Origin of the sequence: Alishewanella maricola (genome assembly GCF_016343785.1) — a bacterium.
GTDB lineage: Bacteria > Pseudomonadota > Gammaproteobacteria > Enterobacterales > Alteromonadaceae > Alishewanella > Alishewanella maricola.
On the sequence record NZ_JAEINI020000010.1, the window covers coordinates 92,631 to 115,954 of the forward strand.

The window sequence follows — 23,324 nt, forward strand, 5'->3', positions numbered from 1 at the left end:
CTGTACCTAACACAAAAAGAGAGGAACTCATGGCACTGATATCATTACGGCAAATGCTGGATCACGCCGCCGAATTTGGTTACGGCATCCCAGCATTTAACGTGAATAATCTGGAGCAAATGCGCGCTATTATGCTGGCAGCTGAGAAAACCGATAGTCCGGTTATCGTGCAAGCATCAGCAGGCGCGCGGAAATACGCTGGCGCACCTTTCTTGCGTCACTTAATTTTAGCTGCGGTGGAAGAGTTTCCACATGTGCCGGTTGTGATGCATCAAGATCACGGTACCTCTTTAGGTATTTGTCAACGCTCAATTCAGTTAGGCTTTTCATCTGTCATGATGGATGGTTCGCTAGCGGAGGACGGTAAAACACCGACTGACTATGCTTACAATGTGAATATAACGCGCAAAGTTGTTGAAATAGCGCATGCTTGTGGTGTATCAGTAGAGGGCGAGTTAGGTTGTTTGGGCTCGCTTGAAACTGGCGACGCGGGTGAAGAGGATGGCATTGGTGCCGTTGGTAAACTAACGCATGATCAAATGCTTACCGATCCGGAAGAAGCCGCACAGTTTGTTCGCGAAACACATGTTGATGCCTTAGCCATTGCTTGTGGTACATCTCATGGGGCCTATAAGTTTAGTCGGCCACCAACAGACGACATTCTGGCGATTGACCGGATTAAAGCGATCCATCAACGTATTCCAAATACCCACCTTGTTATGCATGGCTCTTCTTCAGTGCCGCAAGACTGGTTGGAGATTATTAATGAATATGGCGGTGCTATTCCTGAAACCTATGGCGTTCCGGTTGAACAGATCCAACAGGGAATCAAATTTGGTGTGCGTAAAATTAACATCGATACTGATTTGCGCTTAGCCTCTACAGGTGCTATTCGTCGTTATATGGCAAAGCATCCTGCAGAATTTGATCCTCGAAAGTATTTACAAGAGTCCGTGAAGGCGATGTCTGATATCTGTATTGCACGTTATGAGGCATTCGGCTGTGCTGGCCAAGGTAGTAAAATTAAGCCAATATCTTTAGATGCTATGGTAGATTTGTATACGGCGGGCAAATTAGTGCCGCATATAAAATAAGCAGAGTTATTAATAAGAGTTAAAAAAAATTAATAATGAGTTTATCGGTACTCAGAAAATGGTGTTAAACCATACAAAACCCGCATAAATACAGGTGTTTCAGGGGCGTCTGTCAGTTGACATCTTACTTTTTACCTGTAATGATGCGGTTGGTTTACCCTCTAAAACGAGGGTCTGCTGTCGTTTTAAACGGCGACCCTTACAACATCAGGTTACGTTAATCAGCAATCATTGGTTGGGAACTATGTTTAATAAAAAAACTCATATGAGTCTTGTGGCCTCTGCGTTGGCAGGCAGCTTCGCGCTGGCTGGTTCAGCTGCAGCAACAGACTTAAAAGATCTTCATCAAGCAAATAATCAAATTCAACGTGCTGCTGTTCAGTCACAAGAGAAAATCAACACAATTTATGAGCAAGCTCAGGAATTGTTAGGTGAGTACCGTGTAGTTGTTGACCAAACAGACAATTTAAAAGTATACAACGATTTCTTAGCTACCTTAGTTGCTGACCAACAACGTCAAATCAACTCTGTGCAACGCCAGATTGATGGCCTTGAGAGAACTAACCAAGGTACAGTACCGCTCATGTTCCGCATGATCGATTCTTTAGAGCAATTCATCAAAGCCGATATTCCACTGCGTACTGAACGTCGTTTAGAGCGTATTGAGCGGTTACGTGAATTGATGGCTCGCTCAGACGTACAACGTTCAGAGCAATTCCGTCAAATCCTAGAAGCCTATGAAATTGAAATGGGTTACGGTAGCGAGTTAGCCGCTTTCCAAGGCACGTTAACCACTGGCGGTAGCGAAATTACTGTTGATTACGTTCACTTAGGCCGTTTATCTTTAATGGCAATCGCTTTAGATGGCAGCGCTGGTTGGGTGTTCAATAAGAGCACTGGCGAGTGGGTTTCATTAGACGCTTCCTATTTACCTTCAGTAGGTAACTTTATCAAGATGGCTCGTCGTGAAGCCACGCTTGAAATGGATCGTGTACCACTTTTCGCAGCGGAGTAAGAATAGATGAAAATGGCAATTAAAAGTTTAGTTGTTGCTGCGGCAGTTACACTTTCTGCGTCAGTAGCATTCAACGCGGTAGCGAATACCGAAAAGTTAGACCAATTACTGCAACAAATTCAACAGCAACGTACAGTTGAAGGTCGCGTTAACCAAGAGCGTGAGCGTGCATTCTTAGCTGAGCGTGCCGATAAGCAAGCATTATTAAATGCGGCGAAAAAAGCCTTAGCTGATCAAGAAGCTCGTGGTAAACGTTTACAGCAAGAATATGCTCAAAACGACATCCTTATCGCCCAAAAGCAACAAGAGTTACAAAGCGCTTTAGGTACTATGGGTGAAGTATTCGGTGTGGTTCGTCAAACAGCCAACAAAACACTGGGTACCATTAGCAGTTCAATCATTAGCGCCGAATATCCTGGCCGTGATGTACCATTACGTGAAATCGCTGCAGCATCTGAACTTCCAACATTAGATCAGATGGAAGACCTGTGGGTTGCGATGTTAACTGAAATGACTGAATCAGCTAAAATTTCAAAATTTGACGCTGAAGTGGTTGAGTTAGCCGGTGGTACTTCTACTCAACGTGTAACTCGTTTGGGTGCTTTCCACTTAACTACAGCGACTGATTATTTGATCCGTAACGTTGATACTGACCAAATACAGCCACTGGGTCGTGCACCACAGTCTAAAATCCAAAGCTCAGTTGCTACGTTTAACAGCGCAGGTGCTGGTGAATTAGCGGGTATGTATGTGGATCCAACAAAAGGTAACTCACTGTTACGTTTAAATCAGCAACGCGCAACATTGATGGAATACTACCATCAGGGTGGCACGGTTGGTTATTTGATCACCGTATTATTAGCTATCGGTTTACTGATTGCCTTAGAGCGTATCCTAGTATTAGCTTCTGTTGGCGGCAAAATGCGCGCACAGCTGAAAAATCTGGGTACACCATCAGAGAAAAACCCACTGGGTCGTATTCTGAAAGTTTATCATGACAACAAATCTGCTGATGTTGAAAACTTAGAGCTTAAGTTAGACGAAGCCATCCTGCGTGAAACTCCAGCGGTTGACCGTGGTATCGGCTTAATCAAACTGTTTGCTGCAGTAGCACCGTTAATGGGTCTATTAGGTACAGTAATCGGTATGATTTTAACGTTCCAACAAATCACGTTATACGGTACAGGTGACCCGAAACTGATGGCAGGTTCAATCTCTTTAGCATTGGTAACTACTGCGCTAGGTCTGATTTGTGCTTTACCATTACTGTTCGTTCACAGCATCGTTCAGTCACGTGCTAAATCAATTCTACAAGTTCTAGATGAGCAAAGCGCGGGTATTGTTGCTGCTCACGCGGAGAAGGAGAAAGCCTAATGAATCTCCAGCTAGTAGGGCTGTGGGAATCAGTACAGGATTTTATCCATACGGGAGGCAACGTCCTGTACGTTGTCGCCATAGTGCTCTTCATTATGTGGGTATTGATGATAGAGCGTTACTGGTATGTCACTTCAATCTTTCCTAAGATGAAACGGGAAATCATTGCTAAGTGGGATGCTCGGGAAGATACAACTTCTTGGTATGCGCATAAAGTCCGTGATTGCTGGATTTCTGAAGCGACGGATCAACTCGATCAAAGAATGTTACTGATTAAGACACTGGTTGCAATGTGCCCATTAGTGGGTCTGCTTGGAACGGTAACGGGTATGATTGCGGTGTTCGATATCATGGCCACCCAAGGTACCGGTAACCCTCGCACAATGGCGGCGGGTATCTCCATGGCAACTATCCCGACAATGGCGGGTATGGTTGCGGCTTTGTCAGGTGTATTTTTCAGTTCGCGGCTGGAAGTGAAAGTCAAACGAGAGAAAGCTGATCTCGTAGACAGCTTACCGCATCATTAAGAGAGAATTTTTATGGCACGTAAACGTATACGCGAAGACGAAGAAGCCGCAATCGACATTACGCCGATGATGGATATCGTTTTCATTATGTTGATCTTCTTTATCGTTACGACTTCTTTCGTGAAAGAAGCAGGTATTGATGTCAACAAACCTGAAGCGGCCCAGGCCACTAAAAAGCCTAGTGCGACAATCTTTATTGCTATCCGTGCTAACGGTGAAGTTTGGATGGACAAGCGTCCGGTTGATGTTGAGCGGGTTTCTGCAAACATCGAGCGGTTAAGAGCTGAGTCACCTACTGATACCATTATCATTCAGGCAGACAAAGAATCGAAACACGGTGTAGTAATGGAAGTTATGGACCAGATTAAAGCAGCTGATCCGTCGCTTGTTATTACTGTTGCTGGGGAGAATAACTAATTATGGTACGTTTCCTAACATCGTTAATTATCGGTGCCGTGGTAACGTTCCTGTTGTTTCTGATTATGGCGCTGCTCATTGAGGGCAGCGGCGAGCGGCGTCCTCCTGAGCAGGAGCGTATTATTATAGAAATTAATACGACACCGCCGGATTCAGATACACAGACGCGGACTCCACCACCACCGCCACCACCGCCACCACCGGCTCAGCCGCCTAAACAGCAGCAGCCGGAGCCAGAAATGAGCAATACTGCCGGTGCCGTGTCGTTCAATATGCCGGGTCTTGATCTGGGTGCAAACACGGGGTTAGGTGATCCAGGCTCTTTATTACGTGACGGTGATGCAACGCCTATCGTACGTATTGAACCACGGTATCCTGTGCAAGCAGCGCGTGACGGCTTACAAGGCTGGGTACGTTTAAGCTTTACTATCATGGAAGACGGCAGTGTGGATGAGGTTGAAGTGATTGAAGCCGAACCACGTCGTGTATTCGACCGTGAAGCTATCCGTGCTCTGCGTCGTTGGAAATACAGCCCGAAAGTTGTTGATGGCAAGCCAATGCGCCAGCCTGGTCAACAAGTACAGCTAGATTTCAGCTTAGACATGCAACAGGGAGATTAAAGAAATGAAAAAATTATCTTTATTAACCTCAGCTCTGATCGTTGCCGCCAGTTTTAGTTTTTCTGTGCCAGCAATGGCACAGGTTAACATCACTGATGCTGACAGAGCACGCATTGAAGAACGCAAAAACCGTAAAACGCAATTACCTGGTGAACGGGTAGGACGCGGTGTAACTAAAGCGTTTGAGCTATACAGCGAAGAGAAAATTGACGAAGCCTTGCAAGTACTGCAAGAAATTCGTGGTGGCAATGATTTTGATAATGCGTTTTTAGCACGTTTTATCGGTTCTTTATATGCCACTAAAGATACCAAGCAAGCGATCAAGTATCTTGAGCAAGCCGTTAAGTCTGACTTATTAAGTTTTGCGGATCATTCTGCATCGTTAAAGCTGGTTGCAGATTTGCAGTCAATGGAAAACATGCATAAAGACGCCATTAGAAACTACGAAGCTTGGATGAAGTTTACCGGTGAGCAAGACCCAGATGTCTATCTGCGTATTGCTAACGCTTACTACCAACTAGGTGATTACAAAAACGTTCTTACTCCGATTGATAATGCTATTCGTTATGCCAAAGAGCCTAACAAACAGTATTATATGCTGAAAATGGGCGCCTTGTATGAGTCTAAAAACTACCCTAAAACGGTAGAAACGGTAGAAACCATGGTGCAACTGTTTCCTGAAGAACGCCAATATTGGGTTTACTTAGGTAACTTTTATACCTTAGTTGAAGATTACCAAAAGTCGTTAAGTGCTCTGCAAATCGCTTACAACAATGGTTATTTGCAATCAGAGTCTGAGCTGAAAACGCTGGGACAAATGTATGCAAATAACAACATTCCGCACAAAGCGGCAGCGATTTACGAAAAATACATGAAAAGCGGTAAGATCAAAAAAGATCGTACCATGTTAAATGCTATTGCATCTAACTTCCAAGCTGCTCGTGATTTTGCTAAAGCTGCTGAGTACTATGGTGAATTAGCTAAAATGACCAATGAAGCTGATGCGTATCGTCGCCAAGGTATGGCTTACTTAGCCATCCAAAAGTACAACGATGCCATTAAAGCTTTTGATGCCTCTTTAGCCATTGATTCACGTGATGCTGGTAAGATCCATATGAGCCTGATGGAAGCCTACTTCTATCAAGGTAAATATCGCGAAGCAAATGCGGCATTGCAAGCGGCCAAGCGGGATCCTGCAACTGAGCGTCAAACACGTAGTTGGCAGAGCTACATCAATGAAAAAGCGCGAGTGAAAAACATCAGCTTATAATTGATATGCTTACTAAAAAACCCGCTAAATAGCGGGTTTTTTTATCAAATCGTTTAAGCAATTTTGTATTACAGGTGATGATGAACTATTTGGCACATATGGCTCTAGCGCAGCCTACAGCGCCATCGTTAGTGGGGAATTTGTTGGGTGACTTCTCTAAAGGCGTATGCCTTGTTTTACTTGCCCCCTCAATTAAAGCCGGCCTTGCTAATCATCGTGCAGTAGATGCTTTTACTGATGCAGATAGTGCTATTTGTTTGGCTAAGCGGCAATTTTCATCAACAAGGAGGCGCTTTGCAGGGGTGGCTTTAGATGTATTATTTGACCACTTTTTAACAGTGCATTGGTCTCGCTTTTATGCAGAACCTTTTAGTCGCGCTAAGTTAGCGCTCTACCAGCAATTAGCCCATGCAGAACCTCTAATGCCAGCGCAGATGTTGTGGACTATGCAAAAAGTACGACAGCAAGATTGGTTTGAAAGTTACCAGCAATTACCTCGAGTCGGCATGGCGTTAGATAGGATTGCTCAGCGAATTCGTTTTGCTAATCAATTCGATGGCATTATTACTGAAATTACCCCGCGCTATACTGAGCTTGAACAGGTATTTTTAGACTTTTATCCTAGGTTACAACAGCATGTGCGACAACAGGCTTTAGAGCCGATTATCATGCCCACACAGTGTTAGCTTGTGCCCTGCAAGCCTATCAAGCCTGTAAATGGTTATTTCTTTGAAGCGGTATGGCTTTAGCCTTCGGTATTTTTTTGTTGTTCAACCCGTTTGCTGGCTTCCGCGGTTCTTCTTTCTTCTAAATGTTTTAAGTGTTGTGCTTTATGTTCGCGAGCTTGTTGATAAGCATCGCTAAAAGCGGCCGCCAATATGCCCGTAGGCATGGCGACTAAACCAATACCAATTAACGCGGTTATTCCGGCACAGAACTTACCTAGTGGCGACAGGGGGGTGACATCGCCATAACCCACAGTGGTGAGTGTGGCAATAGACCACCACATGGTACGCGGTATACTGCCAAAGTCTTCTGGGTTACTTTTCCCTTCCACCAAATATAACAATATCGACGTGAGTAACAGTAATAAAAGGGCTATTAGAAAGCTGATGCCCAATTCGGTCTGTCGTTTACGAATGGATTGCAGCAGTAAAGTGAGGGAGTAATTAAAGCGTGTCAGCCGGGATAAACGCAAAATACGGAAAACGCGCATCAAACGAATCACCAATAGCGGTAAATCTTCGGACAATGGCATAAAAGTTAACAGCACTAAGATATCCAGCAAAGTCCAGCCAGAAATAATAAAGCGCCAACGGCTAATGCCCTGTTCGCCGTGCCCATAAGGCGCAATATAGATACGTAAGGCTAACTCAGTAGCAAATATGAATAATAATATCTGATTAATTAAAACAAAGTATTCAGGATAAGCCTCTGTTAATAAAGGCTCTGTTTCTAATATGGCGAAGATGGTGGAAAGTACAATAACAATACATATGAAAAAATTGAATGGCGATAGCCCCTCTTGACGCCATGACGAAGGATCTATTTGTTTTGCCAGCCAATTTCTTTTGTTCATAGCGGTTAAAGCACTTGTTTTATTCATAAACTAGCCTAGCAGTACTGGGCTTTCGACTCAAGCGTCGTCCTTGTTTTGCAGTGTAATAGCATGGCTTAATTTAAATATCAGTGGGCGCAAGATAACTTCTGCCAAAATGGCCGCATACAACCAGCTTATCAATAACACGCTTATCCCGGCCGGTAATACGTTTTGCTTTAATGTACTTTCGTAGTAAAACACGCTAATTAACCCCAGTAAGCTGCATAAAAAAGCGGCACTGGGAAAGTTGCGGCGGGTTTGTGATAACGCCAAGCCTATTCAAATACTGCGACACGTTGCTGTCGGGCTTAATTATATTCTTTGCCGTAGATTATTGTCGTAATAACGTTCTATGATCTGGGCCTCGTAGCTACTTTCAGGTAGGCTGTTTATGGCAATTTAAACTGTTATACAATTTAGACAGTGAGGTTAGATAGCAGCGCTAACAGAGGACATTATGACAGAAGTATATTACCCGATTGGCCGTTTAGGCCAGCCTTGGCAAGCGGCTGAGAAACAACAATGGTTGGCGTTACAAAAAGTACAACGCAGTTATCAGCAGGATGTGGTTGCGCCTTTAGCATCGCTAGATGCGCATTTCGAGAGAGTGCAATATGGTGAGGTTGATTATCAAGCGCAAAGTTTTGCTTGTTACCCGCTGTATATTTTAAAGAGTCGTGATTGGCGAGACGATAAACCGTTAGCGTTAATTACCGGGGGTGTACATGGTTACGAAACCAGTGGCGTGCAGGGTGCTTTGCGTTTTGCGGCTAAGCATGTAGAGGGTTATTTAGCTGATTTTAATCTGCTAATTGCACCTTGTATTAGCCCTTGGGCCTATGAAACGATTAATCGCTGGAACCCTTTGGCGGTGGATCCAAATCGCTCATTTAGCGGTGATAGTGCAAGTGACGAAGCACGTTATTTACGTGAGTATATACAGCGACTGGGTATCACCCCTTTGTTACACATTGATTTACATGAAACCACCGACAGTGATAATACGGAGTTTCGCCCAGCAAAAGCTGCGCGCGATGGCACCGTCAATACCAATTGGAACATTCCGGATGGTTTTTACCTCGTTGGCGATGCAGAACGACCCGAGCCGGCTTTTCAGCAAGCAATTATTAATGAAGTCGCCAAGGTAACGCATATCGCACCGCCGGACGAAAACGGTGAGTTAATTGGTGATCCTATGGTACAACCGGGGGTGATTAATTATCCAAAAAAAGCCTTGGGTTTATGCGGTCGTGTTACAGAGGCCCCATATGTGACCACCACTGAAGTGTATCCAGACAGCCCCAGTGCTACGTCTGAACAATGCGTTATGGCACAAGTTACCGCGATTTGTGCTGCTTTAAACTTTGTTAGGCAAGCGAACTAGTATGGATGTCAGGATCCGTCTGCTGCAAGCGGATGATCTTGCTAAGGTGGTTGCCTTGCAAGATCACTGCTATAGCGACGATTTATATGAGCCACCGGCGTTACTTGGTACTCGTTTAAAGGTGGCGGCAGAAAGTTGCTGGTTGGCCGAAAATACAGCGGGTGAGTTACTTGGCTATTTATTTAGTTATCCTGCGCTGACGCAGCATGTGACTGTTTTAGCCAGTCAATTTGAGCGTGCAGCGGCAGCGGATCTATTGTATCTGCATGATCTGGCCGTTAGTGAGGCTGCACGGGGTAAAGGTATTGCCGCCATACTGTTAAAACAAGCTGAGCAGCATGCGGCTGCTTTATCGCTGCCATGTTTAGCCTTAGTTGCTGTTCAAAAATCGCAGCGTTTTTGGCATAAACAGGGCTTTATTGCGAAAAGGCTCATAGCCGAAAAAGCACAGTGCGCTTTGCATAGTTATGGCTTAGATGCAGTGTATATGCAGAAGCCTTTAACCAGTGGCTAATTTTTTAGTGATGCGTGTATCAAGCTGCTCTTTGCAGCTGTTGTAACGGCTAAAAACTGGCCTGTTGGCGTTTAGTCTCTGGGGCTTTAGCCTTATTGCCTGTGTGTAACATCTACAGTTGCGCCGCAACGAGTCACTAAAATGCAGAGTAATCTGCTATAGTCGGCTTATTTGAATAAATTCAGAGACAAACATGCAGTATTCAATATTAGGTAGCAGCGATCTTAGTGTATCTCGAGTTTGCTTAGGCACCATGACTTGGGGCCAGCAAAATACCCAGGCAGATGCCAATGCGCAGTTAGCATTGGCGTTAGAGGCTGGTGTAAACTTTATTGATACTGCTGAGCTTTACGCTATTCCGCCACGTCCTGAAACTTATGGTGCCACAGAGCAAATTTTGGGTAATTGGTTAAGCCGCCATGCTGCGCAGCGCGATAAGTTGATTATTGCCAGCAAAATTGCCGGTAATGGTATTAGTCATATTCGTAACGGTAGCCCGATCAGCCCGCAAAGTATCATCGCAGCCGTTGAAGGCTCACTTAGCCGTTTAAATACCGACTATATCGATTTATATCAATTGCATTGGCCGAATCGCACATCTCCACATTTTGGTAAGCATGCGGTTAACCGCATCAATTTTGCTACGGTCAATGTGCAGCAGCAACAAGATGAGATCTTAGCGATTTTGCAGACACTGGCCGATTTAGTGCAGGCCGGTAAAATCCGTTATTGTGGCTTGTCAAATGAAACCCCATGGGGGATCAGCCAATATTTGCAGTTAAGTAAGCAGCATAACTTGCCTCGAATGGTCTCAGTGCAAAACGAATTTGGTCCGCTGCACACTAAAGACTGGCCTTATTTGTTAGAGCAATGTCAGCATGAGCAATTGGCATACCTGCCTTGGTCGCCTTTGGCGGGTGGGGCATTGTCGGGTAAATATCTCGGCGGGGCGCGACCTGCCGGCAGTCGCTGGTCTATCGCTCAGCGTAATGGCTTATTTCGAGATACCGCACAATCTAATGCCGCGATCGCTGACTTTGTTGCACTGGCGGCGAATTTTCGCATCAGTCCAACGCAGCTAGCATTAAGCTGGACCAATCAAGTTGTCGGCGTTACCTCCACGATAATCGGCGCCACTAACACTCAACAATTACAGGAAAATATTGCGGCTTTTGCCATACCACTAAAACCTGCAGTACTTGATGCCATGAACGATTGGTTACAACGGCATCCACAGACCTTTTAAATTTCCCTTCTGCTTTCACCATCAGCACTGAGCCTATGCTCGGAGCTGATGGTGGATCGTTTCTTTATCTCAGTATGCGTAAAGTCGTTAACGACGGGTCCGTTTCAAAATGTGTTATGTGGCAGTTTGATGAACTTTGCGTTTTAGGCTTGCAGTTTCAATAAACACATATAATATAATTCGCATATTCGTTTTTTCATATGTGAATAATTGTGACATTACCCACTCTACTGTTTATTTGCTCCGAGAACTCCGCGCGTTCTATTTTAGCGGAAGGCTTAGCTCGGCATAAATATGCGGATCGTTTTACAGTATACAGTGGGGGTAGTGCGCCTGCTGTTGCCGATCCTCGCGCTTTAAGTACTTTAGCCGCTCAGGGTATCAGTACCGAGGGTTTGTACGCCAAACCCCTCAGTAAATATCGGCATATCAATTTTGATTATGCGATTGTGCTATGCAATAAAACAACGGCAGAGTGCGCCAACGAAATCACCGCTAAGCATTTATTGGCTTGGGATTTTAGCGATCCAAAGCAAAGTTCTGATTCTCATGCTTTTGAAACCACACTTCATCAATTAGCCGAGCGCTTAAGTATGTTTGTGCTGCTATACGATCGACAGCATCAGCACAAACCCTTAACCCCACTGAGTTTTTTTAAATTACTGGCCGATGAAACCCGGCTCAATGCGTTGTTATTAATTATGGCCGAGCAAGAATTATGTGTTTGCGAGCTCACGACCGCCTTACAAGATACCCAGCCCAAAATTTCACGCCACTTGGCCATACTGAGAAAAGCCGCGGTGCTGCTCGACCGTCGTCAGGGGCAGTGGGTGTATTACCGTTTAAATCCAACCTTAGCGCCGTGGGCGCAAGCTTGCCTTAAGCAGACGGCGGTCGCGCAGCAACCCTTTCTCGCGCCGTTACAAGCGAATCTTGCGGCTATGGGCGATCGTCCAACGCGTGACAGTCAATGTTGTCGTGAATAACGATGCACTTTACAAAGTCAACACAGAGTTTTAAGCGCTTGGCATTGTGGCTGGCAAAAGTTTAAAAACGGCCGCAACAGTCGAAACTGAATAATGTTAATGAAAAACAGGACAGCATAATGACAATTAAAGTAGGAATTAATGGTTTTGGCCGCATCGGCCGCTTAGCACTGCGCGCAGCCTTTGACTGGCCTGAGTTTGAATTTGTGCAAATTAACGATCCGGCGGCCGATGCGGCCACCTTTGCGCACTTAGTTAACTTTGATTCGGTACATGGCCGTTGGCAACATGAGGCCACGGCCAATGAAGATGCCATGATAATCAAAGGGCAGCACATCAAGGTAACCGCCAATAAAGCCATTGCTGACACGGATTGGTCGGGCTGTGATGTGGTAATCGACGCCTCGGGTAAAATGAAAAGCAAGGCGCTGCTGCAAGCCTATTTAGATCAAGGGGTAAAACGGGTCGTGGTTAGCGCGCCTGTTAAAGAAGCCGGTGTGTTAAATGTGGTGATGGGGGTTAATCAGCAGTTGTTTGATCCCTCAATTCATCAGATTGTCACGGCGGCAAGTTGTACAACTAACTGTTTAGCGCCAGTGGTAAAAGTGATCCACGAAAAATTAGGCATTAAACACGGTGCCATTACCACTATTCATGATTTAACCAATACCCAATCTATTTTAGATTCGCCGCATAAAGACTTACGCCGCGCGCGGGCTTGTGGCAGCAGTTTAATACCTACGACTACCGGCTCGGCCACGGCGATTACCGAAATTTTTCCTGAGCTAAAAGGCCGTTTAAACGGGCATGCCGTGCGTGTGCCACTGGCCAATGCATCACTGACAGACTGTGTATTTGAAGTAGAGCGTGCCACCACAGCAGAAGAAGTGAATGCGCTACTTAAAGCGGCAGCAGAGGGTGAGTTGGCCGGTATTTTAGGTTATGAAACACGGCCTTTAGTGTCCGTAGATTTTAAAACCGATCCGCGTTCGAGCATTATTGATGCGCTTTCCACCATGGTGGTAAACGGTACCCAAGTAAAAATTTATGCATGGTATGACAACGAGTGGGGCTATGCCAATCGCACCGTTGAGTTAGCCAAATTAGTTGGCTTGGCCAAATAAGCCATTTTGCATAAGAGAGCAGCATGAACGCAGATGTACGGCAATATTTAATCGTAACCGGTAATTACTGGGCCTTTACCTTAACCGATGGGGCGCTGCGCATGCTAATTGTGCTGCACTTTTATCAGTTAGGTTACAGCCCACTGGCCATCGCTTCATTATTTGTGTTCTATGAGTTTTTTGGCATTGTCACCAATTTAGTGGGGGGCTGGCTAGGTGCGCGTTTGGGGTTAAACAAAACCATGAATCTGGGGTTATTGCTGCAAATTTTCGCACTTAGCATGTTATTGCTCCCCACGGCACAGCTTACTGTGCTGTGGGTGATGGCGGCGCAGGCCTTGTCAGGTATTGCCAAAGATCTAAATAAAATGAGCGCAAAAAGTGCCATAAAGCTGCTGCTACCTGATGAAGCGCAAGGTGCGTTATACAAGTGGGTGGCGCTATTAACTGGCTCTAAAAATGCTCTTAAGGGCGTGGGGTTCTTTTTAGGCGGGGTGTTATTAGCGTGTTTAGGTTTTCAAGGCGCGATGGCGGCAATGGCAGGCAGTTTGTTGCTGGTATGGGTATTCAGTTTAGTCTTGCTGAAACAGGATCTTGGCAAAAAAAGCTTTAAACCGAAATTTACTGAGCTGCTGTCTAAAAGTGCCAGTTTAAATTGGTTGTCGGCGGCACGTTTTTGTTTATTTGCGTCGCGCGATGTATGGTTTGTGATTGCGTTGCCGTTGTATTTAGCGAGTATTGCTGGTTGGTCACAAAGTGCAGTGGGGGCGTTTTTAGCCAGTTGGGTTATTGCCTATGGCATAGTGCAGGCGTTTACCCCTAAGCTTACCCGCAGTAATAAGCAAGCGCCGCCAACGGCCAGTACAGCACTTAATTGGGTACTGCTGTTAGCCTTGTTGCCTTGGTTAATAGGTATCGCCATGCTGTATAGCGCTCAGCCATTACTCGCGCTGTTGTGTGGTTTATTGCTTTACTGTGTGTTTTTTGCCATTAACTCGAGCTTACATAGCTACTTAATCGTTGCCAGTGCCAATCGTGATGGCGTGTCGCTGGATGTAGGCTTTTATTATATGGCCAATGCCGCCGGGCGTTTAGCTGGAACCTTATTATCAGGCTGGGCATACCAAAGTTATGGGTTAGTGGCGTGTTTGTGGTTATCCGGTTTGCTGTTACTCGGGGCGGTGTTGTGTACTTGGCGATTAAAACTGCAATAAATAAATAAATGAAGTGTGACATACAAAATTACACCATGCAGCTGTTTCACAGTGGTGTGGTTGTGAATTTTTGGCACACAAAAAGAGTTTTGTGCACTAAATATGGCAAGGAGCTACGTCCATTTTTTCTGAGGTACGCCGTGAATCCGCCCCTTAGGGTCAGCAGAGCTGTCCAAATTCGTTTCAGATGAATTTGTCAGGCATCAATGCCGGAGAGGCTTTGCTTAGCAATATCTGCTCTCTGCTTGGCTAGAAAATACCTTTAAAAGATAACGTTATACATGGCGTTATGTAACGGTAAGCATCTTATAATGTTTGTTTCAGCTTAGATGACACATAAATATCAAACGAGGTGACAAGTGCGCAGTACCCTTTGCTGGGGACGTCTTTGGCATGGATGCCAAAGAGGAGCCTACAGGGATGTATTTTCGGCGTGCCCCAGCAAAGGTGTACGGAGTACTGGGTCACCGGATGAACTGAACTCGCAGCGATAGTTGAACGAATATGTATCCACAGCGTACTTTGCAAAGTTGTACGTCGCGTTTAGCCACCAGGTGCATCAACGCTTGCAGCGTTGTGTAAACTGACGCTAAAAACGCAGCTAAGGGCCGTTGCTTAATAATAATGAAAACGCTATGACAGGTTAACCATGACTGAAACCGCATCACACTCTCGCTTCTGGAGCTTGTTCCGGATCTTTTTCGTACTCGGGATCACCTCCTTTGGAGGCCCCGTGGCACACCTGGGCTATTTTCGTTACGCATTCGTTGAAAAACGCCAATGGCTTAGCGAGCGTGATTATGCCGAACTCGTTGCGCTGTGCCAGTTTTTGCCTGGCCCTGCCAGTAGCCAAGTGGGTTTAGCCATAGGCTTGCTGCGAGGCCATTACCGCGGCGCTTTGGCTGCGTGGTTAGGCTTTACCTTACCCTCCGCCATACTACTTATTGCCTTTAGTGTAAGCTTACCCCTTTTACAAAGCGCGCTCACGCAAGGTGTGTTGCATGGTTTAAAGCTGGTAGCCGTTGCCGTCGTTGCCCATGCCGTCTGGGGCATGGCAAAAACCCTGTGTAATACCAAAACAAAAATCAGCATTATGACCATCAGCACGTTGCTGCTATTAGTATTCCCGCTTGTTTGGTTACAACCTCTGGTAATTGTACTTGGCGCCTTCTTAGGCTATCTGTGCTTAGCACCAGAGCCGAGCAGCAGCAACGCCTTACCCTTAAAGATATCAAGTACTGCCGCCAAAGGCTTTGGGCTACTGTTTCTGCTGTTGTTAATCGGCTTGCCGTTATGGGTACAGTTGTATCCCAGCGCTGCGTTAGCGCTGTTTGAATCCTTCTACCGGGCCGGTGCCTTAGTGTTTGGTGGCGGCCATGTAGTACTGCCGTTATTACAAGCTGAAGTGGTGCCAAATGGCCTAGTGGATGCTGACACCTTTTTAGCGGGCTATGCCGCTGCACAGGCGGTGCCAGGCCCACTCTTTACCTTCGCGGCTTTTCTTGGGGCTGCAAATACCGGCCCAGTTTCGGGTGTCAGTGGCGGGGTATTAGCCCTTTTAGCCATTTTTTTACCGTCATTTTTAGTGCTGGCAGCGGTATTACCCTATTGGCAGCAATTGCGCAGCTCTGCCACCATCAGCCGAGTGATGGCCGGGGTAGGGGCTAGCGTTACCGGTATTTTATTGGCGGCCTTGTATCAGCCGATTTGGCAAAACAGTATCTTTAATGTTGTTGATCTGGCTATTGCACTTGGTGGGTTTGTGGCGTTGCAGTTTTGGCGCCGGCCAGCTTGGCAACTGGTGCTGGCTGGCGGCGCTTTGGGGGCGCTATTAACGCTGATTGGCTGAGGCTTAGTTAGCGAGTTTTAAGATCTCATCAACACTGCCTTGGGCTAGAGGATGATAGCCAGGGCGAGCCTGCTGATACACTTTGCGTGCCAGTGCTAACCCCTCTGGCGTGCTGGCCAGTTGTTTATACAGCGGCAAAATCAGCTTACGCCGACCAATTTTCAGCAAATAGCCCTCAAGTGCCGGTAACACCGCGGTGTAATTATTTTTTAACGCCAACAAAAACCACGCATGGGCAATTTCACTATTGCTCGATTGCGTCAGCGCAAAGGCACTGTCTAACTGTTGCAATTGTCCAAGGTTGATATCAAGTGGCAAGTTATTAATAAAATACAGCCATTCGTGCACCGTCCACTCGCTGGTGGGGATCTCGGTAAGGGCAGTTAAGCCAGAGCGCCAAGCATTGCTGTATTGCTGCACGCGTAAAAACGCATCCGACTGCGGCTTAGGCGAGCTGGCAGGCAAACCGCTGCCGTGGATCCACTCTTGCACCTCTGCAGTGCTGACTTTACCCGGGTGGGCTTGCAGTAAATTCGCGGTTAAATAACGCTCAAATTCTGCGGTGGTGATACTTTCAAAGGCATGGTCGGCAAAGTATTGGCGCACAAAAGGATCGAATACCGCACGGCCAAAGCGCTGTTCTAAAAACATCAAAAATAGTTGGCCTTTGGTGTAGGGTACGCCAGTAAATGCATCGTCTGGATCACGGCCTTTTAAATCCAGATAAAGCTGTGTGTCATCAGCGGCTAGGCTGGGCAGCTCTTTCATTAAATCTTGCACCGATAGGGCCTGCTCCATTAGCGCACGATCAGTGCCAAACACCTGCTCCATAATGCGGTTTTCCACATAAGAGGTGAAGCCCTCATTTAGCCACAGATCTTGCCACGTGGCGTTGGTCACTAAGTTACCGGACCAAGAATGCGCTAACTCATGCGCAATTAAATTCACTAAACTGCCATCGCCAGCCACCACTGTGGGGGTAATAAACGACAGCACTGGGTTTTCCATACCACCAAACGGGAAGCTGGGCGGTAAAATCAATAAATCATACCGACCCCAACGGTACTCGCCGTAGAGTTGTTCTGTGGCGGCAATCATTTGTTGGGTACTGGCAAATTCTTTAGCCGCGGCCTCTAAAATATAAGTTTCGGCATAAATGCCAGTTTGCTCGCTCATCGCTTTAAAGTGCAAATCGCCGACAGCCAGCGCTAGCAAATACGGTGGGATGGGGTGTGGCATGTTAAAGCGATAATCACCGCTGCGCTCGGCGCTTGGTGAGTTGGGCGCGCTCATCACCGCCAGCAGTTCAGGATCGGTTTGAATACGTGCCGTGTAAGTTAAGCGCAGTGCGGGGCTATCTTGAATTGGGATCCAGCTTCTGGCATGAATAGCTTGATTTTGACTAAACATAAACGGCTGCGTTTTACCGGCGGTTTGCGCTTTACTCAGCCACTGTAAGCCTGACGCTGCCGGAGTAGATTGGTATTGAACACGAATTCTCTTCGGTTGAAACCCCGGTGTAATGGTCAATTTACTGCCCAGTACCGCATCACGCGCGGCCAACTGAAAAGGCACTTGTCGCCACTGGCCATCAGCACGACGGGCATACACCTTTTTAATGTCTAAATCGCGGGTATCGAGCAGAATCTGATTACGCTCTTTTTGTTGCCAATCCAGTGTCAGCTCAGCAAAACCGATTAAGGCCTGCTTTTGAAAATCTACCTGTAAATCTAAGTACAAATGGCTAACCCGCACCTCCTCAAGGTTAGCATAGGTATAGCTATCCTTGGCCTGAACGGCTTGGCTAAAAGGGCTGGCAAGTAACAGTAAGCATATGAATAAAAGCGGGCGCACAAACATAGTGGTTCCTGCAAGAGTATCAAAAATGAAGATTTGCAGTGTACGGCCAAAGCTGGCGCCAATACAAGACGGCTATCTGTCTGCTCAGGACTTAAACCACGTAAGGGCGCGTGGTAAATTTTTTTCGCTTAAGATATGGGATGCTTAGTTAGATTCAGTTTGCTGCTCCAGTAGCAAATTTTCGCGCTCTTGCTCGGTCAGGATGCCGGTTAACAGGGTTTTGCGGCGCAGTCGACGCATGCTGTCACTGTCTTCGAGCAAGGCCCGTTTGAAGATCTCTGGTTCATGCATCATCGTTAAAATACTGTGCCAACGAATATAACCCCAATGCTTAATTAAACCGGTTTGATAGCGCAGTTCTAACTTTTCAAGTAGGGGGATGGCCAGCTCAGAATTGGCCAACAGTTTATCAGCAATACGCGCATGTAATTGCAGTAACTGCAAGTCGGATTGTTGCTGCGCTTTGGTGCGCACACGATGACGAGGAGGACGCATTGGCTATTTTATCTCACACTGGCCATCGGTACATTTTAGGCGTTTGCGCGCCCAATACTGATAAGCCCAATTGGCTATGGGGCGGATCAAAGGAAAAGCCAAAATAGCCGGTAATAGCCTTAAACCAGCGAGGCGCCAATAAAACAGTGTGGCAGTTAAACCTATCTGAAATTGCTGGCCATCCCAAACATGAATTTGCTGCATCATTTGCATTTTACTGGCGCCGTTAAAGCCTGTGAAATCGGGCTGGCTAATATCCACCAGTTGCATTTTTCCCTTTAGCTTTGGGCCTAACCAATTGATTTCATGCCGACACAACTTACAACTACCATCAAAAAATAAGGCGGCTTGGTTCTGGCTGACTGACATTGCGTTATCCATAAAAATAAAAATACCCAAGATGACAACTGACCACTACTGCAGTCAACTGATAACGTAACTGACGATAACTGCGCTGATAATGTTGGCTTATACCAGAAAAATGTTCATAAAAGCTTAGTGTTAAAAATAAGCCCGCTTGGATCAGCACACTGTAAGCAGGAAGCAGAGCTAAGGCTAAAAAACTAACCACGGGGAAACTAACCGCGGCTAAGGCTTGCTGTGTAGCCGCCTTAGGCTGATGTAATACCGGCCATAAAACGCCTGCCATAAAACCTAAAATTAAACAGCTATAAAACTGAAATAACAACATGGCTTGTGCGGGGGCTATAAGCGGCCAGACTAAGCTAACAACAGGCAGTAACAAAAAGGGAATTAAACCAGCATAGCCAAGCAGGTGAATCATACGTTTCTCCTCAAACAGGTTTCAATCTACGCTATACGCGTAACAGGCGATCAAAAGTCGTGGGCTCAATAGTACTTTTATTATTTTTTTGTGTTGGCTATTGGTTAATCTAGAGCGACTTAGCGGTCATATAGTGCGTCTATTTGCCTGGTTTTTGCGCCACAATTAGCGCCCCCGAGACGGCTTTACCTTTTTCTAAGCGTGGCACAATGTTTTCGATAGTACATAGGGTAAAACCTGCCAACTGCAACGCCGTATTGATATAGGCTTTAGCGTGACTGTACCGACCATTACGCTGCAGGAAATAATCATTGCTATTAACGGAAGTACTATGTTGTTCAACACTAAAAATAAAATAACCGTGAGGCTTAAGCACAAGCAGTGTGGCAGAAAAGGCGCTGTGCAACTCCCCAAAATAGACAAAGGTATCGGCACAAATGACACAATCAAATGGTTTAGCCGTTTTTGACATGAACTCAACTAACTCCGCTTCATGCAGTTCCTTATAAAGGTTAAGTTTTGCAGCTTGAGCTAACATTTTGGCAGATAAATCTACACCAATAAGAGCCCGACAAACGGGTTTAATGAATTCAGCACAAAGCCCAGTGCCGCAACCAAGATCAAGAATATCGAGCTGTGAGCCGACGGGAGAAAGGCTGCTGAGTACTTTTTCACCAATAAGTTGCGGCACTTGATATTCCAGTTGCGCCAAGGACAGATTAAAACTGGCAGAATAGTGATCAAAGGTTTGTTTGATGTAATTATCGGCGGCTCGAAGCGGTGGAGTATTTTGTGCATAGGCGGCGAGAAGGTGCTGAGCAATAGCATCCTCTGGCCTATGTTCGATAAGGTTTTGTAAGGTTTCGATAGCTGCTGCTGTTTGACCTAACTCGGCTAAAACGTAGGCCAGTTGCTTCGTTGCTTGATGGTGCAACGGCTCTAACATTAACACTTGCATAAACGAAGATTTAGCCAGTTCAAACTGTTGCAGGTCAATCTGAATATTCCCAAGATTGTAATGAGCAATCACATGCTGTGGTTCAAGCGCTAAGGCGCGATGAATCAGATGAAGTGCTTCTTGTGTTTGCTTGGTTTGCTTGAAAATGATCGCCAGATTAATCAGCGTATTGGTGTGGTGGGGGGCAATGCTCAGTAGCCGAGTGTAAAGCGCTTGGGCTGCTAGCAGATCGCCCGTTTCTTTGTAAATATTAGCCAAATTATTCATCGCATCAGCATAATGTGGTGCGATTACCAGCGCCCGCTTTATATTGGATAGCGCTTCATTCACTTGCCCTGTTTGATAATACACTAACCCTAAATAGTGCAGTGCGTCAGGTTGCGTGGGTGCTAAGCGCAAAACCTTTTTATAGGCTGCAGTAGCTTGTATCAGGTTGCCTTGTTTATGCAGCGCTCTCGCTAATTCTAAATTATGCGTGATCTTATTGTTTTTAGTTGGCGACATGATCAGGCTCGTTACTGACATTATTGACACCTTATCCTAAGGCGTTATCAATTTACAGTTAAGTTCTTTTAATGTTTCAAATATAGCCTAAATCAGGAGGGGAATAATTTAAAAAGTGAGTACAAACTATAATATTTAATATGCTACATGAGGTTACTCTTTAGTGTTTATTTTGTGAAGATAAATAAATCCCAGCCTGATTATCTCTCTTTCATACTTCATGTAAAAAATATCATTAAATTTATATCTTATTTTCTAACGTAGTTATTTTCCTCTGAATTTTCTAAAAAATATAAAATAGCATAAAAATATTGTCAGCTTTCTTTACAGTGTTATGTTGCCATTTTTATTTGTTTTTTTAAGCTGCTAATTTAGTGAGCTTTAATTTTAATGGCATTAAATATGCGTGTAAAAATAGTGTTTAGGAAATAAAAAAATTATTTTTATGGTGATATTGCATTTGAGGAGTATGTCTAGTGCTATTTCAAAGCGTTTTTTTAATATCACTTAAAATAATATTGGCAATTTCTTTCTTGGATGAAATTAACATTTCATTCGCATTAATAGTTGAGGTGTATAGAACGTTCACTTTAGCTCCTGCTTAGGATAATTTATGAAAACAATAAATCCACTCTCAAAAAGTTTACTCACCATTGTTACTGCCACCAGCTTATTACTGACGCCTATCGTTAGTTACGCTGCCGTTGATATATTTTTAGAAATAGATGGTATTGTTGGTGAAACGCAAGACGCGAAAAACAGTGGTGCCATGGATATTCTGGCTTGGTCAGAAGGGTTATCCAATTCGGGATCAACGCATATGAGCGCCGGTGGCGGGGCGGGTAAAGCCAGTTTTACAGATCTTAATTTTACTAAATATTTGGACAGTGCCAGTCCGGCATTAAGATTGTTAGTGGCAAATGGCGGTCGTGTCGAAAAGGCAACCTTAATAGCAAGAAGAGCGGGTGGCAGTGCGACGCAATATTTTAAGATAGAAATGAAAAATGTCATAGTTACGTCGTTTTCTGCCGGAGGCAGTGGCGGCGAAGATAGGCTGACTGAAAATGTGTCATTGAATTTCGCTGAAGTCACCTGGACCTATTATCCTATTGATAGATTTGGCAATCCGTTAGCGCCAATTTCGACAGGTTGGAATATCGCGGCAAATGTACAGCTATAACCAATCAGTAACCCCAATTATGAGGAGTTAATCACATGAGGTTATTGATAAATAGCTTTTATAGCCTGTTATGGTTTTTGGTCGGGCTGTTTGTCGCCTTTTCCGGTTTTGCTGTGGCTGAAGTTCTTAATGATCAAATCATTATTGATGATAAAAACTTTACTTTAGTAAGTTCGCGCCGAGTGACCCGTACCGTCAGTGAATATCGATTACGCGCCTTGGCGCAAAATGTCTCAGCTGTTGATTTAACGAACGTGAAAGCCAGTTTAGTCTCAGCACCAAGCAGCATATCAATTATTCAAGGAAACGTGGAGTTTGGTGCTATTACGGCCAATAGCAGTGTATCAAGTAGTAATGACTTCACTATTCAAATCAATGTACGCCAAGCTTATACCTTAGCGGATCTTGTTTGGAGAATTGAAGGCGATTTGCCACCACCACCAACCCCGCCGTCCACTAGTCCAACAGCAGTGGGTATCTTTATGAAGATTGATGGGCCTGCCATTAAAGGTGAGGTAGAAAGTTCAAGCCACAAAGAGTGGATCCAAGTATTAGCCTGGAGTGAGGGAGCAAGTAATTCAGGTACCACCCATGTTGGCGGAGGGGCTGGGGCAGGCACGTTTAATCTTGGTAATGTTAACGTTACCAAATACTTAGATGCAGCAAGTAATCCGCTGAGATTAGCGATTGCCAAAGGCGAGCTTTTTGATGAGGTGCAAATCGATGTTATTAAGCAATGTGGCACAAGTTTGTATACGCAATATGCCATTACGTTAAGTAACGTTTTGGTGGTCGGGCTAAGCAGTAGTAGCAGTGGCGGAGAAGATCGTTTAACCGAAAATGTTGCTTTTAATACGGCGACGATTCAAACGATGTATACCCCAGTAGGTGATAAATGTCGTTTTCAGCAACCCATATATTCCATTCAGTCTTATAACTGATTTAAGCGGAATAGATGAATTACGGGAATTTAAAAATGCAGATAAAAAAAATAATCTCGACGTTAACCTGTTTCGTGATGCTGAGCTTTCAGCCCGCATTTGCGGCGTTGATTAGCGGCACGGCGACCAATATAACCGGGACAACCTGGGAGTCGCGTTATACTATTACCAACAACTTATTGTTGGATATCAATTGGTTTACGCTTTACTTTGATGCTACTCAATATGCCAATTTAGTTTATATACCTACTGCGGAATTTGGACCAGATTGGGAAATATTTACCTATGATTTTGATTTTGGAGACGATGGTTATATTGACGTTTATTCAAACTTTACAGCAATTACTGTTGGTCAAAGCGTCTCAAAT

At 45.2% G+C, this 23,324-nt stretch carries 25 protein-coding genes; 18 read left to right on the forward strand and 7 right to left on the reverse strand.

Annotated features, from left to right (window positions below):
* The first annotated feature begins 29 nt into the window (after positions 1-29).
* The 8 genes from fba (at position 30) to JAO78_RS13460 (ending at position 7,003) form a co-directional block, all read left to right on the forward strand.
* A complete protein-coding gene (gene fba / locus JAO78_RS13425) occupies positions 30-1,094 on the forward strand; it encodes a class II fructose-bisphosphate aldolase (protein ID WP_226751872.1) in 1,065 nt (354 codons plus the stop codon).
* A gap of 244 nt (positions 1,095-1,338) precedes the next feature.
* The gene (locus tag JAO78_RS13430) at positions 1,339-2,109 is read left to right on the forward strand and encodes a DUF3450 domain-containing protein (RefSeq protein WP_226751873.1); all 771 of its coding nucleotides are present in this window, start codon (positions 1,339-1,341) and stop codon (positions 2,107-2,109) included.
* Positions 2,110-2,115: 6 nt separating this feature from the next.
* Positions 2,116-3,483, forward strand: coding sequence for a MotA/TolQ/ExbB proton channel family protein (locus tag JAO78_RS13435; protein ID WP_226751874.1), 1,368 nt, complete (start codon positions 2,116-2,118; stop codon positions 3,481-3,483).
* On the forward strand, positions 3,483-4,010 hold the full coding sequence (locus JAO78_RS13440; protein WP_226751875.1) for a MotA/TolQ/ExbB proton channel family protein: 528 nt from the start codon (positions 3,483-3,485) through the stop codon (positions 4,008-4,010). The genes JAO78_RS13435 and JAO78_RS13440 overlap by 1 nt, the downstream gene beginning before the upstream one ends.
* A gap of 12 nt (positions 4,011-4,022) precedes the next feature.
* Positions 4,023-4,427: an ExbD/TolR family protein gene (locus JAO78_RS13445; protein WP_226751876.1), complete on the forward strand. Its 405-nt coding sequence runs from the start codon at positions 4,023-4,025 to the stop codon at positions 4,425-4,427.
* A 2-nt stretch (positions 4,428-4,429) separates the two neighbouring features.
* Positions 4,430-5,047 (forward strand): energy transducer TonB, encoded by a 618-nt coding sequence (locus JAO78_RS13450; RefSeq protein WP_226751877.1) that lies wholly within the window; start codon positions 4,430-4,432, stop codon positions 5,045-5,047.
* Between the two features lie 4 nt (positions 5,048-5,051).
* Positions 5,052-6,317, forward strand: a complete 1,266-nt coding sequence (locus JAO78_RS13455; RefSeq protein ID WP_226751878.1) for a tetratricopeptide repeat protein — start codon at positions 5,052-5,054, stop codon at positions 6,315-6,317.
* A gap of 80 nt (positions 6,318-6,397) precedes the next feature.
* Entirely contained in the window at positions 6,398-7,003 is a 606-nt protein-coding gene (locus JAO78_RS13460) for an acyl carrier protein phosphodiesterase (RefSeq protein WP_226751879.1), read from the forward strand.
* Between the two features lie 59 nt (positions 7,004-7,062).
* On the opposite strand, the gene JAO78_RS13465 is transcribed toward JAO78_RS13460, so the two are convergent.
* Together JAO78_RS13465 and JAO78_RS13470 are read right to left on the reverse strand one after the other, a co-directional pair.
* A complete protein-coding gene (locus tag JAO78_RS13465) occupies positions 7,063-7,923 on the reverse strand; it encodes an ion transporter (protein WP_226751880.1) in 861 nt (286 codons plus the stop codon).
* A gap of 30 nt (positions 7,924-7,953) precedes the next feature.
* On the reverse strand, positions 7,954-8,190 hold the full coding sequence (locus tag JAO78_RS13470) for a hypothetical protein (RefSeq protein ID WP_226751881.1): 237 nt from the start codon (positions 8,188-8,190) through the stop codon (positions 7,954-7,956).
* Between the two features lie 184 nt (positions 8,191-8,374).
* On the opposite strand from JAO78_RS13470, the gene JAO78_RS13475 reads away from it, so the two are divergent.
* The 7 genes from JAO78_RS13475 (at position 8,375) to chrA (ending at position 16,234) form a co-directional block, all read left to right on the forward strand.
* Positions 8,375-9,301 (forward strand): M14 family metallopeptidase, encoded by a 927-nt coding sequence (locus JAO78_RS13475; RefSeq protein ID WP_226751882.1) that lies wholly within the window; start codon positions 8,375-8,377, stop codon positions 9,299-9,301.
* A 1-nt stretch (position 9,302) separates the two neighbouring features.
* Positions 9,303-9,815, forward strand: a complete 513-nt coding sequence (locus JAO78_RS13480) for a GNAT family N-acetyltransferase (RefSeq protein WP_226751883.1) — start codon at positions 9,303-9,305, stop codon at positions 9,813-9,815.
* A 193-nt stretch (positions 9,816-10,008) separates the two neighbouring features.
* Complete coding sequence (locus tag JAO78_RS13485) at positions 10,009-11,061, forward strand: aldo/keto reductase (protein WP_226751884.1); 1,053 nt, start codon at positions 10,009-10,011, stop codon at positions 11,059-11,061.
* Between the two features lie 212 nt (positions 11,062-11,273).
* Complete coding sequence (locus tag JAO78_RS16805; protein ID WP_369413468.1) at positions 11,274-12,047, forward strand: metalloregulator ArsR/SmtB family transcription factor; 774 nt, start codon at positions 11,274-11,276, stop codon at positions 12,045-12,047.
* Between the two features lie 119 nt (positions 12,048-12,166).
* A complete protein-coding gene (locus JAO78_RS13500) occupies positions 12,167-13,171 on the forward strand; it encodes an ArsJ-associated glyceraldehyde-3-phosphate dehydrogenase (protein ID WP_226751885.1) in 1,005 nt (334 codons plus the stop codon).
* Between the two features lie 23 nt (positions 13,172-13,194).
* Positions 13,195-14,385: an organoarsenical effux MFS transporter ArsJ gene (gene arsJ / locus JAO78_RS13505; RefSeq protein ID WP_226751886.1), complete on the forward strand. Its 1,191-nt coding sequence runs from the start codon at positions 13,195-13,197 to the stop codon at positions 14,383-14,385.
* Between the two features lie 649 nt (positions 14,386-15,034).
* On the forward strand, positions 15,035-16,234 hold the full coding sequence (gene chrA / locus JAO78_RS13510) for a chromate efflux transporter (RefSeq protein WP_226751887.1): 1,200 nt from the start codon (positions 15,035-15,037) through the stop codon (positions 16,232-16,234).
* Between the two features lie 3 nt (positions 16,235-16,237).
* On the opposite strand, the gene JAO78_RS13515 is transcribed toward chrA, so the two are convergent.
* The 5 genes from JAO78_RS13515 to JAO78_RS13535 all read right to left on the reverse strand — a co-directional run bounded on the left by JAO78_RS13515 (position 16,238) and on the right by JAO78_RS13535 (position 20,856).
* Positions 16,238-18,094 carry a M1 family metallopeptidase gene (locus JAO78_RS13515; protein WP_226751888.1) on the reverse strand — a complete coding sequence of 619 codons (1,857 nt, stop codon included), beginning with the start codon at positions 18,092-18,094 and terminating at the stop codon, positions 16,238-16,240.
* A 144-nt stretch (positions 18,095-18,238) separates the two neighbouring features.
* Positions 18,239-18,589 (reverse strand): hypothetical protein, encoded by a 351-nt coding sequence (locus tag JAO78_RS13520; RefSeq protein ID WP_226751889.1) that lies wholly within the window; start codon positions 18,587-18,589, stop codon positions 18,239-18,241.
* Between the two features lie 3 nt (positions 18,590-18,592).
* Positions 18,593-18,958, reverse strand: a complete 366-nt coding sequence (locus JAO78_RS13525; protein ID WP_226751890.1) for a thiol-disulfide oxidoreductase DCC family protein — start codon at positions 18,956-18,958, stop codon at positions 18,593-18,595.
* Between the two features lie 4 nt (positions 18,959-18,962).
* Positions 18,963-19,373: a DUF3429 domain-containing protein gene (locus JAO78_RS13530; RefSeq protein ID WP_226751891.1), complete on the reverse strand. Its 411-nt coding sequence runs from the start codon at positions 19,371-19,373 to the stop codon at positions 18,963-18,965.
* Positions 19,374-19,512: 139 nt separating this feature from the next.
* A complete protein-coding gene (locus JAO78_RS13535) occupies positions 19,513-20,856 on the reverse strand; it encodes a tetratricopeptide repeat protein (protein ID WP_226751892.1) in 1,344 nt (447 codons plus the stop codon).
* 592 nt (positions 20,857-21,448) lie between these two features.
* Between JAO78_RS13535 and JAO78_RS13540 the strand changes: the two genes are divergently transcribed.
* The 3 genes from JAO78_RS13540 to JAO78_RS13550 all read left to right on the forward strand — a co-directional run.
* Complete coding sequence (locus JAO78_RS13540) at positions 21,449-22,015, forward strand: Hcp family type VI secretion system effector (protein WP_226751893.1); 567 nt, start codon at positions 21,449-21,451, stop codon at positions 22,013-22,015.
* Between the two features lie 35 nt (positions 22,016-22,050).
* On the forward strand, positions 22,051-22,956 hold the full coding sequence (locus JAO78_RS13545) for an Hcp family type VI secretion system effector (protein ID WP_226751894.1): 906 nt from the start codon (positions 22,051-22,053) through the stop codon (positions 22,954-22,956).
* A gap of 35 nt (positions 22,957-22,991) precedes the next feature.
* A partial coding sequence (locus tag JAO78_RS13550; RefSeq protein ID WP_226751895.1) for a hypothetical protein occupies positions 22,992-23,324 on the forward strand: 333 nt, incomplete at its 3' end.